This is a genomic window from Nitrospinota bacterium (genome assembly GCA_016217735.1).
Classification (GTDB): domain Bacteria; phylum Nitrospinota_A; class UBA7883; order JACRGQ01; family JACRGQ01; genus JACRGQ01.
The window spans coordinates 25582-39130 of the sequence record JACRGQ010000043.1 but is presented as its reverse complement, the minus strand read 5'-3'; the positions used below and the strand labels follow the sequence as shown (position 1 = coordinate 39130).

The following is a 13549-nucleotide window of genomic DNA, read 5'->3' as shown; positions in this document are numbered from 1 at the left end:
TTCATTTCCCCTTTATCATGAGCGGCAACCCCGCCACCATCAATATGACCCGGCCACAGGCCGCCGCCAGCCGGGCGTTCACCAATCCCAAACGGTCGCGATAGGCGCGCGACAGCGGGTCGGCCGGCACGATGCCCAGCCCCACCTCGTTCGTCACCACGATCACCGCCGCCGCCGCGTTCATAACCACGGCGGCCAGCTCGTCCGCCTTGCGGGCGAACGCGGCGTCATCGGCCTGTTCCAGCAGGTTGCTGGTCCACAGCGTTAAACAGTCTATCACGATACAGTTTCCGGCTATGCCATGCGCCGCCACCGCTTCGGCCACCGCCAGCGGCTCCTCCACGGTGATCCACCGGGCGCCGCGCTCGGTTTTATGTTTTTCGATGCGGGCGCGCATTTCGGCGTCGCGCGCTTCGGCGGTGGCGATAAATATTTTCGCGCCCGGCGATTGATCCGCCAGCATAAGCGCGTGGGCGCTTTTGCCGCCGCGCGCCCCGCCGGTGATCAGCGTCTTCATTGTTGCGCCGCCACGTTAAAAAACCGGCGCGCGCCGTGGGCAAGGCAGCGGACCGATTCCACCACGTCCCCCACCGAAAAATTTTCTATGATCACCGCGCCGGCCGGCTTGCAATCGGCCACGGCGGCAAGGACGGCGGTAAGCGTTTCCTCCGGCAGGGCCGACAGCGGGCGGTGGTCGCGGTCCGCCACGCCATGAATATGGCACATCCGTATCCGGCGGCCGTAGGTATCGATGAAGGCGAGCGGCTCGCCCTTTTCGTAAATGTGGTGGCCGATATCAAAGCAGACCGAAACGCCCAGCCCCTTCACGGCCTCCCACACCGGGGCGAAGGGGGTGCCGACGGTGTTCTCCACACAGATGCGCTCCGGGGCGACGCCGGTCTTCTTCAAAATCCGCTCCAGCCGTTTGGCGGCGAGCGGCAGGTCGAAATGGCCGTTTTGCTCTATGTGCAGCACGTAGTTGCCGATGCCGGCCGGGGCGAAGGTTTCAACCGCCTTGATGATGGCCGCTTCGCCGGCGCCGCCGGGGGCCGCCAAACCGCTGGGGGCCGGCAGGTGGAGCGAGTAGGAAAACCCGCCGTCCTTGAGCGCGGCCAGTTGGCGCAATTCGTCATCGGTTACCGGGGATTGATCCAGCGCTTCATATGCCAGCAGTTGCACCTCTCCAAAAACCCCTTTGAGGCGCTTGGCGTTTTCGGCATAACCGGCGGGCCAAACGAATGAGGAAACGCCCATCCTGACGGGAAAGGCGTCCAACGCGCCACGATAGGCATCCAGCGGATTGTCGGCAAACGGCATCAAAACCCCTTCACTGAAAAATGGTTATCGCGTCATATTACCCCCATTGCGGCGGCGATGCCCCCGGAAAATGATTTTGGCGCCCCAGGGCATGGGTGCGGCGGACGCCGGAGCGGAATTGCTCCGTCGCGTGGCTATTGGGCGGAGGTTTCCCGCACGGGTACTTTGGGGGGGATGAGCGGGGCGCTTTTTTCGCCGATGTCGCCGATCCCCTTGAGATTGATGCTAAGGAAAAAGCGGGTTTCCGTTTCGGAGCGCACCCCGCCGTCAGCCAACTGCTCGGTGCGGCGGCGCGAGCCGGCGTTGAACGAAACTCCCCAGCAGCACGATTCCCAGTTCACGGTGGCGAGCGAGCCGGTGGCCTCGCCGCGGTCTTCATCGTAGATGGCCGAGAGTTCGGTGGAGAACGCCTTGTTGAACCGGTAGCCCAACAGCCCGGAGGAGAAGGTTGAACGCGGGGTGTTCACGAAACGCCGGTCATATGAGATATGGAAATCGCCCCAGGTAAGCCCCGCCTCCTGGTTCATGGCCGATGGCTCATGCTCGTAGTGGTTATATGCCAGGTCGGCGTTGAGCAGCAGCCATTCGGCGGGGCGGCTCTTGAATTCCACCGTGAGGTCGGCCCAGGGGCGCGTTTCAGCGATGTCGATCCGTTGCGCTTCGCGGAAGTCGTACCCTTGGCTGATGTTGAGCCGCGCGATTTCGTCCGCCCGTGAGCGGGAATAGATGCGGTTCAGCAGCGAAACGGCGGCGAGGGTTTTGGGGCCGTGCTTGTCCAATATGTCCAGCGGCACAGCCTGTTGGCGGCCATCGCCGCCGGTTTCGTATCCGGGAACGTATGTAAAATCGAGCCGGGGGGTGACGACATGCTTCCAGGCATTTTCATCCCCGTTGAATATCCGGTGGATGCGCGGCCCCTCCACCCCCGCGCCGGCCGCGTAGTAGTTCACCGCGAACGCCCGGTTTTCCGTTTCGGAACGGCTGTACCAGGTGGAACGCCCCTCCGCCCACGGCGTAACGTTAAAAAAAGGCGATAGGGTGAATGGCGCCGATAAGCGGGGACGGGCGTCAAGGCGGCTTATTTCGCCGTCGCCATGCCGGTTCGCGGCGAATGAAACGGCCGATGCGCTCCCCTCCGCCACCAGCGGCAATCCGGCGATTTGCCGGGGCATCGCCGCGAACAAAAGCTCGGGCCGCTTGCCAAATACCTCGCCGCCGGTAACCTCCAGCTCGCGCTGGTCGCGTCCCGTGAGCGACAGGGCGTACGGCCCTCCGGTAAAATGGGCGTTGACGAACGAATCGGTGTAGCGCCGGGTGCGCATCATGATGCTGTTGTCAAATTCCTTGCTGTAACTGGTGCGGCTTTCAATATCCGCGCGGGCCATGCTGTCGGCGTAGTCGTTGATTTTCATCCGGTGGTCGTACTTTGCGCTGTAGAGCGGCTCTTGCAGTTGCCGGTCGTGAAGGTAGTCGAGGTTCAATTGGCCGTAGGTGCGCTCGGCGAAGGCGTAGCGGTATTCCAGCCCTTCGCGGATGCCGCGCCAGTCCATCCAATCAAGGTAGAGGGTGGCGTCGTCCTGATCCGAGATGGCCCAAAAAAAGCTGTTTTTCACCGTGGCTCCCCCCGTGGAGGAATAGCCGATGCCGGGAAGCAGAAAACCGGTGGAGCGCTTGGTAACCGCCGGCGCAAACCAGTAGGGGGAATAAAAAACCGGCACGCCGTAAAACTGGAGCGAAGCCCCTTCAAAGACGGCGATCCCCTCCATCCGGACGTCGAGCCGCCGCGCCTTGAAAACCCATTCCCGGTTATCGGCCGGGCAACTGGTGAGCGATCCTTCATCTATGATAAAGCGGTCGGCGGATTGGCGCTCGATTTTGCCGGCGGTAAAAGTAAGGTTGCCGCCAAAAACCCCTTTGGCGTCCCACAGGGTGCCGAGTCCGCTATCAAGGGAAAACTCCATGTTGTGGGCGGTGATGTCGGCGTTTTGCACCTGCAGCCGCACATCCCCCTGAATGAACCCCCTCTGGATTTCGCGTTGAATCGTGCATTCCTGGCCGGTGACGGTGAAATCGCCATACGTGATCCGGATGTCCCCCTTGGCGGCCAACGTCTGTCCCTTTTCGGAATAGTTGATGCTGTCGGCGGTGATCTGAAGCGTTTTTTGGCCGTCCCGTCCGGCGGCCTCCTGATGCGCCTGCTTCGATGCGGGTGGCGCTTCTTCGGCCGCGGCGGCGGACACAAAAAGAAAAAGCGCGCACACGGGCGCGCTTAGAAGAAAAATCAGCCGGGGACTATGCATGCTCCCCGGCCTTGGTTACAGAATAAAGACGGCTAGCGCGACCACGGTGTGCCACACGCGGCCTTTCACTATTGCGGTTTGGGTGATATTGCGGGTGTTGACGATCTTGTTGCTGATCTTGAACACCTGGCGGCGCTCGTCCCAGCTCTGGCTTTCGTCGAACTCGATGCCCAGCGTGGAGGCCAGCATCGCCGCGGCGAGGTCTTCGGCATAGTCGCCGGCGCTTTTTTCGGTTTCGCCGTAGGAGTGGTGCTCGCTCAAATAACCGTAGGCGTTTTTATCGGTGGGGATGGCGCAGCCGATGCTGGTGGCGACCAGCCGGTGCGGCTCGTTGCTGGCGATGCGGGCCTGCACCACGAACGTGATGGCGCCGGACTCGAGAAGTTTTTCCCCTTCTTTGCGGCTGATGATCTTGCAGCGCGGGGGAAGGATGGAAGACACCGTCACGAGATTGCAACGTTCAACGCCCGCGTCGCGCAACGCCAACTCATACGAACGGAGCTCCTCCTTATGGACGCCGACTCCCCTGGTGAAAAATATTTTCCGCGGTACAAGGTTACTCACTATCTTCTTTTGCCTCCACCCAATCTATAAAAAACCGGTTTGTGATTGGAACCCTTCGATCCTTCCCGAACGCTTTCGGCGTCAGCTTCACGCCCGGCGCCGTCTGGCGCCGTTTATACTCGCTTTTATCAACTAACGAGACCGTCCTCTTCACGTCGCGCCCATCATAACCAAGCGCTATTATCTCCACAACACTTTTTTCTTCTTCCACATATAACCGGAGCACCTCGTCCAGGACGCCATATTCCGGCAGGGAGTCGCTATCCAACTGGTTGGGGCGCAATTCGGCCGACGGCGGCTTGGTGATGGTGTTGTCCGGTATCCGGGGAAGCTCCGGACGGCCGTTGATCCAGCGGCAGAGATCGTATACCCGGGTTTTGGGCAGGTCTTTGATGACGGCGAACCCCCCCGCCATGTCGCCGTAGAGAGTGCAATATCCGACGCCTATCTCGCTTTTGTTCCCGGTGGCCAGCACCAGGGAGCCGAACTTGTTGCTAAGCGCCATGATGAGGTTCCCCCGGATGCGCGCCTGGATATTTTCCTCGGCCAACCCCGGCGCGGTGCCGGTGAATAGCGGCCCGAGCGCGCGGTCAAAGCCGTCCATCAGATCCGTGATGGGGATGACGTCGAAGCGGATGCCAAGGTTGCGGGCCAGCGCGCGGGCGTCGGACACGCTCCCTTCGCTGCTGTATCTGGAGGGCATCGCCACGCCCCAAACCCTTTCCCGCCCCAGCGCCGCCGCCGCCACGGCCGCGGTGAGCGCGCTGTCGACGCCGCCGGAGAGGGCTACCAGCGCGTTCTTGAAGCCGTTTTTCTCCACATAGTCGCGGGTGCCCAGCGTGAGCGCGTTCCAGACGTTTTCCGGATAGGCCAGCGGCGGCGCGATTTTGTTGGCCGCCGCTTCACCCGCGTTCAGCGGCACATCGGCGATAAGCATATCCTCGGCGAATTCGCGCGCGGCGGCAATCACCGCGCCGTCCGCGCCACAGACAAACGACCCGCCATCGAACACCAGTTCGTCCTGTCCCCCCGCGAGATTGCAATAGACCAGCGGCTTGCCGCATTTTTTCGCAAAGGCGGTGGCCGCGCCGCGGCGCGTTTCGGTTTTGCCCAGATGGTAGGGCGATGATGAAAGATTCAACACCAGGCCCACATCGGCGCGGGCGCAGCGCGCCGCCACCGGCGAACCCTCCACCCAGATATCCTCGCAGATGGTGATGCTTATGCGCACGCCGTTAACCGTGACCGCGCCGCCGTCACCGGAGGCAAAATACCGTTTTTCGTCGAATACGCCGTAGTTCGGCAATTCGGTTTTGTGCGCCACCGCGGCCACCCGGCCGTCCATCAGCGCGGCGGCGGCGTTGTAAAGCTTCCCCTCGTGGCGGCGGGGATAGCCCACCACGGCGCAGATGCCGCGCGCCGCTTTGGCGATGTCGTCCACCGCCCGCGCCGCCGCATGAATGAAGTTATCCTTGAAGAGCAGGTCCTCGGGCGGATAGCCGGTCACCGCCAACTCGGGAAAAACGACGAGCGCCGCCCCTTCCCCTTTCGCCGCTTCGATGGCGGCGGTGATTTTGGCGGCGTTGCGGGCGAAATCCCCCATCACCGCATTGATCTGCGCCAGCGCCACGCGGATCATTGCTTCTCCGTCAGCGCGCCGCTGTTGGTTTTGTCCCGCATGACGCGGAGCGCCACTCCTTCCGCTTTTACCAGATTCACAACGATATCGCCAAACGCCATGTTTAGCCTGAGCCGCACCGGAATCTGGTACTCGTCATCGGTGAGCCAGATGTATAACAGGTTGCTGCCGGTGAAGGCTCCCTCGAATTTCAGCCGGGCGATGAGCATAACGGTATCCACCTGGCCGTCCAGCACCGGTATCCGCTCCCGCTTGATCACAAAGATGTCGGCGTGATAATTCTTGTTATCCTCAAAAATCGGAACCAGCAGCTTCTGTTTCGGCTTCAGGCGCGTGGCGCGGACAAGATATGACGCGCTGAAAAAGTCCTGCGCTTCGGGGTTGAGGCGGAACGTTTCGGGCGGCTTCTCGTCCACCGTCACGAGGGCCGTGCCGCGGGAGTGGTCGAATTCCAGCAGCTTGTCCTTGGTGGTGGTGCTTTCGCGTATCACCGCTTTCATGCTCGCGGGCAAACGGGCCGCCGGATCCCACAGCGACTCGAATTTGTCGTCCATCGTAAATATCCTGGCGATAACATTGGTGGTCCAGGTGTGCAGGGTGAACCGCAGATATTGGCGGCCGTCCCGCTCCACCGTTTCGGGTATGGATGCTTCCATTATCCCGGCATCAAAGAAAAGCCACCGGGCGGAATAGATCAGCGATTCGCCCGGTTTGAACGGCAGGTCCTGCGCGCGCGCGGGGGCGGCGAAAAACAACAGCGGCAGCAGAAACACGAATAGCCGGCGGGCTACTCCCGCTTTATTCACGGAAAGCGGGAAAACCGTCAAGCTTTTGAAAAGACGCGGCGGCGCGGCATTTTTAGGGGAAAACATACTGACGGTATGTTGACCGATAAAAATGCAAGCCAACGCGAAAATTTTCAAAAGATCGGCGGTTTCCGGATTATGAACAGCATCGCTGTGAATAATCCGGATTACTTCGTGTTGGTGGCGAATACGATGGACCACGGGTCGAACTTCTTCATCCTGAAGCATGAATCGACCTGCAGCCCCGAGGCCGCGGCCAGATCCGGAAGCGCCAGTGTGGCGCGCCATCCCAACTTGCGGCACACGGGATCCAGCAGCTCCTCCGCCCGCGCCAGCATCCTCTTCTCGCTCAGGAAGTGGTTCACCAGCACGATCGGCTGACCCGGCTTGCAGACCCGTTTCATTTCGGCCACCGCCTTCACCGGGTCCGGCACCACGCTGATGACAAAGGTGGCGAGCACATGATCGAAGTTATCATCGGGAAACCGCAGATCGCAGGCGTCCATCTCCATCAGGGTCACATGATCCAGCCGGTGTTTCTGTTTTTTGCGCTCGGCTTTTTGCAGCATCGACCGGGAAAGATCGATGCCGGTTATTTGGCAATCACGCGGATACAGCGGCAAGGTAAGGCCGGTGCCGACCCCCACGTCGAGCACGCTTTCATTGGGCCGTATCTTCATGCCCTCGATGGCGTGCCGCTGGCGCGGATAGAACATCAGCTTGAAGATGAAATCATAGACGTTGGAATAGTTATGATAAATCTTCTTGATGCTGTCGTGATCCATCGATACTCCCCTTTTCCGTTTCATAACGCCGACGGCCAGAATATCAGATTACCCTTTGATTTCCCAATGCCCGCGGCGCGCGCGGCTTAACGCGGCGCGCCGGAAAGGCTTTCGAAAAGCCCCGGCTGCCGGATATCCATGCCGGGAAGCGGCACCGGGTAGGCTCCGTTGAAACAGGCGGTGCAGAAGTCCGCGCCATGCGCGCCGAACACATTGAGCATCCGTTCGTTGGCGAGGTAGGAAAGCGATTCGCACCCCAGATACCGCTGGATTTCAGCCACCGACTTGTTGGCGGCGATAAGCTCCTCTTTGCGGGGCGTGTCGATGCCGTAATAGCAGGGATTCGTGGTGGGGGGGGAACTGATCCGCAGATGCACCTCGCGGGCGCCCGCCTGCCGGATGAGATTGATGATCTTGCGGGAGGTGGTGCCGCGAACGATGGAATCATCCACCACGACCACCCGTTTCCCCTCGATCAGCTTTTTGATCGGGTTGAGCTTTATCTTCACCCCGAAATGGCGTATCTGCTGCGACGGCTCGATGAACGTGCGCCCCACATAGTGGTTGCGGATCAGCCCCATCTCGAACGGGATGCCGGATTCCTCGGCGTACCCCATGGCGGCCGGCACGCCGGAATCGGGGACGGGGATGACGATATCCGCCTTGACCGGGTTTTCCTTGGACAACTCGCGCCCGAAAGCCTTGCGTATTCCATAAACCGATTCCCCAAAGACCATCGAATCGGGCCGGGCGAAATAGATGAACTCAAAAACGCAGTGCGACGGGCGGCGCTTCGGAAACGGATAGAACGACCGCACCCCCTCGGGCGAAACGACGACCATCTCGCCGGGGTTCACGTCGCGCACGTATTCCGCGCCGATGAGATCGAACGCGCAGGTCTCCGAGGCGAACACCGCCGCGCCGTCCAGCTTCCCCATCGCCAGCGGGCGGAAGCCGTTCGGGTCGCGCACCGCCACCATCTCCTCTTCGGTCATCAACAGCAGCGAGTAGGCCCCCTGCACCTGCATGAGCGCGTCCACCGCGCGGGAGATGAAATTCCCCGCGGCCGACTTGGCGATGAGGTGGACGATCACCTCGGTATCGATGCTGCTGCGGAAGATCGAGCCGGCATCTTCAAGTCGGCTGCGGGCCTCGGCGGCGTTCACCAGATTGCCGTTGTGCGCCACCGCCAGCGCCCCCAGCGAATAATTGATCGCGACCGGCTGCGCGTTTTTCAGCAACGATTCGCCGGTGGTGGAATAGCGGTTGTGGCCGATGGCCAGGTCGCCGCGGAGGAGTTCTATTTTATCTTTGCTGAAAATATCCGCCACCAGCCCCATGCCGATCTCGGCGTAATGCGAGGCGCGGTCGGAGGTGACAATGCCGGAGCTTTCCTGCCCGCGGTGCTGCATGGCGTACAGGCCGAGATATGCGAGGTTGGCCGCCTCGGGATGGCCGTACACGCCGAATACGGCGCACTGATCGTGGAATTTTCCTTCTTCGTTGCGTATCATTTACTGATTATACCTTAGCCCTCCCTCCAACGGTAGCGCCGGGTAGCGCCCCCGTTTGAAAAAATATGGCGGGCAGGACAGACAGCAGCCTATAGGCCATCTCCGGAGCGGATGGAAAAAAGCCATCCCGCTCCTCCCATCTTGTCTGTCATCAGCCCGAAAGGGCTGACAAAATTGGCCCTAACGGACCAACGACACGCGTGTCCCGCCGTGAAAATAAGGCGCCACCCCCAAATTACCGTTCCACCCAAATCTCCGGCTAAGGAAGTGTGTTGCGCCGGTACAACGGAATTCATTCTGTTGTTGGCCCGCAAGGGCCAAGAAGGCTTGCCCCCTTCGGGGACAACCGCAGGATGAATCCTGCGGTACCAAGCCGTCCCCAAATCACCCAATGGGTGTGAAAACCATGTTGGGCCGGAAAGCGGCGTTGATACCGTCAATCATGGTTAGAAGCCGTTTCTTCACGCATGGTGACCCCTTTAGCCGGAGATTGAGGTTCCAAACTGCGCCTTTTCAATTCGGGCGGCCTTTGATATAGTATTGCTCTGGATTGCGGAGAGGATGGGCGGGAGTTTTTCCCGGCCGAAGTTAGTGGAGGATCGGGTGTCCAAACTGTTTGCGGCGTTTGCCTTCGCCCTTCTGGTGCTCCCGGGGTTTGCCTGGGCGGAAGAGTCCTGCCACCGCGGACAAGCCGGGAAGGCCGAAGTGGAAACAATTGACGCCAACGAACGTCACGCCGGTCACGCGCATTCCGCGGCCGGCGGCATCGAAGAGATTCCGCAAACCGCGCCGGTTTCTTCGGCTGACGGACACAACATGAATGGGGACTGCCCCCATAATTCCGGTTTTGGCCAGACATATTCCTCGCGCCTCGCCCTGATGAAATGCGGCACGGGCGGCTGTTGCATAAAAACCGAAATACCGCTCGCGGACGGCGGTTTCTCCCCCAAAGCCGCGCCCGAAATGGCGGTGGATGCCAGCCAAGGGCTTAACACGCTTTCCTCAAAGGAGCTTGCCGCTCCGTATCTCCTCGAAAAACTTTCCAACCTCTATCCTCCCGTCCCGCGCCCCCCGGCCGCCTGATTTCCTCAACCTATCTTAAGTAACGCCTGAAGTGCGTCTTTTTCGCGCGGGTTCCGCGCAAGACCGCCCTTGAGGCGTTAACAACCATGTTTTTTACATCTTGAGGAATTATGTACGGAAGATTTTTTGGAAAACTGTTATTGACGGCGTCGCTCTGCGCGGTGATGGCGATACCGGCGTTCGCGGAAGAACCGGCGGCGGAACAACCGGCGGCGGAAGCTCCAGCACCAACACCGGCGGCGGAAGCTCCAGCACAGGCACCGGTGGCGGAAGAACCGGCGGCCCCGGCGGCGAAACAATCAAAACACGAAGGCCCGGCATTGGTCCTTGATGACGTCGTCGTCACAGGCACGCGCGAAAAGGAAACCAAGGCGGAGACGCCGCTGGCGGTCGGCGGCGTGAAGGAAAAGGAAGTTCAGGAAACGCGGCCGCAGCACCCCGCGGAAATCATGGGGCGCGTCCCCGGCGTGTATGTGAACGTCACCGGCGGCGAAGGGCATATGACCTCCATCCGCCAGCCGATGACCACCAGCCCGGTGTACCTCTTTCTGGAAGACGGCATACCGACCCGCTCCACCGGATTTTTCAACCACAATGCGCTGTATGAAGTGAACGTTCCGCAGTCGGGCGGGATTGAAGTGGTCAAGGGACCCGGCACCGCGCTGTACGGCAGCGACGCGATAGGCGGCACCGTGAACGTGCTCACGCGCCCCGCGCCGGTCAACCCGGAGCTGGACGTATCGCTGGAGATGGGCGGATTCGGCTTTTGGCGCACGCTGGTATCGGCCGGCGGCCACGGCGTCCGCGCCGACGTGAACGTATCCCACACCGACGGCTGGCGCGATATGACCAAATTCGACCGCCAGTCCGGCACCATCCGCTGGGATGTGGAATCCGAAAGCGGCTCGCGGTTCAAGACGGTGGCCACCTATTCGAATATCGATCAGCAGACCGCCGGCACCTCGCAGATTTCGCTTGCCGATTACCAGAACAACCCCACCGTCAACTACACGCCGATCTCCTACCGCAAGGTGAAGGCGCTCCGCCTTTCCTCGGCGTACGAAAAGGAATCGGGCGATACGCTGGTCAGCATCACCCCCTATGTGCGGTCGAACAGCATGGATCTCCTGCCGAACTGGTCGCTCTCGTACGACCCCCAGCGTTCCAGCGGCGGCAACGACTCGTTCGGCGCGCTGGCCAAGTACCGCGTCGATCTGGAATCGCTGCGGGCGCGCATCATCGTGGGAGCCGATTTCGATTACAGCCCCGGCCGCTACGACGAGGACAGGCTGACGGTCACCAAGACCGGCAATATCTACACCGGCTATGCCGTCGGCGCCAAGAGTTACGACTACACGGTGGCCTACCAGGGTCTTTCCCCCTACGCGCATACCGAGTTTTCCCCCACGGAAAATCTGCGCCTGACCCTGGGGCTGCGCTACGACAACATGGGATACAGCTACACCAACAACCTGTCGACGGTTACCACCGGCGCCAAGCGGCGCCCCGCCAACACAAACGTGAACTTTACGCATTTCAGCCCCAAGGCGGGCCTCACCTACCGCTTCGCCGAGTCCTTGAGCGGCTTCGTCTCGTACCGCCACGCGTTCCGCACCCCGTCCGAATCGCAGCTCTTCCGGCAAGGGCAGGCGGAAAACACCGTGGACCTCAAGCCGGTGAAGGTGGACAGCTATGACCTCGGCCTGCGCGGCGAGGCGGGAGAGAGCTTCGGTTGGGAAATCACCGCCTACTCGATGACCAAGACGGACGACATCGTGAGCTACACCAACACCGCGAACAACACCCGCGAGACGCTGAACGCCGGCGAAACGCTGCACCGCGGCATCGAGACGGGAATCACCGCCCGGCTGGCCGACACCGTGGGAATGGAAATCGCCTATTCCTACGCCAAGCACACCTACGGGAATTGGAGCCCCAAAACCGGCCTGAACTACGACGGCAAGGAACAGGCATCCGCCCCGTCCGAAATCGGCAACCTGCGCCTGAACTGGCGTCCGGCGGCGCTGGGCGGCGGCCGCGTGGAAGCGGAATGGGAACGCCTCGGCAGCTATTGGATGGATGACGACAACACCCACAAATACCCCGGGCACAATCTGTTCCACCTGCGGCTTTCATACAAGGCCGGCGAGAATCTGGAGTTTTTCGGCCGCGTCACCAACATCGCCGACGAGCGGTACGCCATGTTATCGGCGTACACCGCCGCATCCGGGGAACAGTATGCCCCCGGCATGCCGCGCACGTATTCGGCGGGCGTGGAATACCGCTTTAAATGAGAATGAAAACCATGTTTGAAGTAACGGCAAAAAAGGGGGCCGCCGCGCTGGCGGCCTCCGTCTTGATGCTTGGCCTTGCCGCCCCTGCCTGGTGCGCCGAGACTTCCGGGGAAATGGAATTCGCGGAGATAGGCGGGGTAACGCATCCCTCCAAGGCGGTCTCCACCCCCGCCGCGGCGATGGACGCGAAGGGCGCGGTTTATCTGGCGTGGTTCGAGGAGGAAAAGGATCACAACCTCTTCCATGTCGCCGCATCGGCGGACGGGAAGGATTTTTCGGCCCCCGTGCGGGTGGATGGCGGGAACGACGAGCCGGCCGGCATCCACGGTTCCCCCATGCTTGCCACCGGGCCGAAAGGGGAACTCTACGCGGCGTGGACCACTCCCCGCGCGGGAGCGGCGTTTGGGGCGGACCTCAAATTCAGCCGTTCGATTGACGGGGGCAAAACCTTTTCCCCCGCCGTGAAAGTGAGCGATTCACCGCAGCCCGCATCCGCCGGATTTGAATCGATGGCGGTGGGGCCGGATGGCGCCATCTATCTTGCGTGGCTCGACGGGCGGGAAAAAGCCACCGTGGGCTCGGCCACCTATTTTGCCGTTTCGCGCGACGGCGGCAAAAGCTTTTCGCCGAACGTGAAGATCGACGGCGGCTCCTGCCCCTGCTGCCGCACCGCGTTGGCTATCGCCCCGGACGGCACGGTCTACGCCGTATGGCGCAAGGTCTTCGCCAACGATGTGCGGGAGATGGTGGCCGCCTCGTCGCGCGACGGCGGCAAAACATTCGGCGCGCCCGCCGTCGTGGGAAACGACAAGTGGGTCATCGCCGGCTGCCCCCACCGCGGCGCGGGCCTCGGCGTGGATGGCGGCGGCAAGCTGCACGTCATCTGGTATTCGGAAGGGGGCGGGAAACCGGCCATCTATTACGCCGTGTCGGCGGACCGCGGCGCGGCCTTCACGAAGGAAGAGATCGCCGTCACCCCCGGATTTTTCCCGGATCATCCCGCGCTTGCCGTGGCGGGCGGGAAGGTTTACCTGACGTGGGAAGAAGTGACGCCGGTTTTCGGCAACATCATGTTCAAGGCGGCCTCCGGCGGCACGGCGCGGCGGCTGAGCGACGGGGTGCGGAAATCCTCCTCCCCCGCGGTTGCCGCAAACGCCAACGGCATGATGGCCGTGGCATGGTCGAAGGATGAGATGCGCAACACCCGCTCGCTGTTGCGCGTGGCCCGGTAAAGGGGAGAAACAGGC

At 61.5% G+C, this 13549-nt stretch carries 11 protein-coding genes; 3 read left to right on the top strand and 8 right to left on the bottom strand.

Going from position 1 to position 13549, the window contains the following annotated elements; all coding sequences use genetic code 11:
- Position 1: 1 nt before the first annotated feature.
- The 8 genes from cobU to HZA03_07180 all read right to left on the bottom strand — a co-directional run bounded on the left by cobU (position 2) and on the right by HZA03_07180 (position 8925).
- Positions 2-517 carry a bifunctional adenosylcobinamide kinase/adenosylcobinamide-phosphate guanylyltransferase gene (gene cobU / locus HZA03_07215; protein MBI5637740.1) on the bottom strand — a complete coding sequence of 172 codons (516 nt, stop codon included), beginning with the start codon at positions 515-517 and terminating at the stop codon, positions 2-4.
- Positions 514-1317 (bottom strand): TIM barrel protein, encoded by an 804-nt coding sequence (locus tag HZA03_07210; protein MBI5637739.1) that lies wholly within the window; start codon positions 1315-1317, stop codon positions 514-516. Before HZA03_07210 ends, cobU begins: the two co-directional genes overlap by 4 nt.
- A 134-nt stretch (positions 1318-1451) precedes the next feature.
- Positions 1452-3617 carry an LPS-assembly protein LptD gene (locus tag HZA03_07205; GenBank protein ID MBI5637738.1) on the bottom strand — a complete coding sequence of 722 codons (2166 nt, stop codon included), beginning with the start codon at positions 3615-3617 and terminating at the stop codon, positions 1452-1454.
- Positions 3618-3632: 15 nt separating this feature from the next.
- Positions 3633-4184, bottom strand: a complete 552-nt coding sequence (locus HZA03_07200; protein MBI5637737.1) for an arginine decarboxylase, pyruvoyl-dependent — start codon at positions 4182-4184, stop codon at positions 3633-3635.
- Positions 4174-5820: an NAD+ synthase gene (locus HZA03_07195; GenBank protein MBI5637736.1), complete on the bottom strand. Its 1647-nt coding sequence runs from the start codon at positions 5818-5820 to the stop codon at positions 4174-4176. The genes HZA03_07200 and HZA03_07195 overlap by 11 nt, the downstream gene beginning before the upstream one ends.
- A complete protein-coding gene (locus HZA03_07190) occupies positions 5817-6626 on the bottom strand; it encodes a DUF3108 domain-containing protein (GenBank protein ID MBI5637735.1) in 810 nt (269 codons plus the stop codon). The genes HZA03_07195 and HZA03_07190 overlap by 4 nt, the downstream gene beginning before the upstream one ends.
- A gap of 167 nt (positions 6627-6793) precedes the next feature.
- The gene (locus HZA03_07185) at positions 6794-7435 is read right to left on the bottom strand and encodes a class I SAM-dependent methyltransferase (GenBank protein MBI5637734.1); all 642 of its coding nucleotides are present in this window, start codon (positions 7433-7435) and stop codon (positions 6794-6796) included.
- A 62-nt stretch (positions 7436-7497) separates the two neighbouring features.
- Positions 7498-8925 carry an amidophosphoribosyltransferase gene (locus HZA03_07180; GenBank protein MBI5637733.1) on the bottom strand — a complete coding sequence of 476 codons (1428 nt, stop codon included), beginning with the start codon at positions 8923-8925 and terminating at the stop codon, positions 7498-7500.
- 603 nt (positions 8926-9528) lie between these two features.
- Between HZA03_07180 and HZA03_07175 the strand changes: the two genes are divergently transcribed.
- From HZA03_07175 to HZA03_07165, 3 genes are all read left to right on the top strand, one after another.
- Positions 9529-10008 carry a hypothetical protein gene (locus tag HZA03_07175; protein MBI5637732.1) on the top strand — a complete coding sequence of 160 codons (480 nt, stop codon included), beginning with the start codon at positions 9529-9531 and terminating at the stop codon, positions 10006-10008.
- Between the two features lie 110 nt (positions 10009-10118).
- Entirely contained in the window at positions 10119-12302 is a 2184-nt protein-coding gene (locus HZA03_07170; GenBank protein ID MBI5637731.1) for a TonB-dependent receptor, read from the top strand.
- Complete coding sequence (locus tag HZA03_07165; GenBank protein ID MBI5637730.1) at positions 12299-13534, top strand: exo-alpha-sialidase; 1236 nt, start codon at positions 12299-12301, stop codon at positions 13532-13534. The genes HZA03_07170 and HZA03_07165 overlap by 4 nt, the downstream gene beginning before the upstream one ends.
- The last annotated feature ends 15 nt before the right edge of the window (positions 13535-13549 follow it).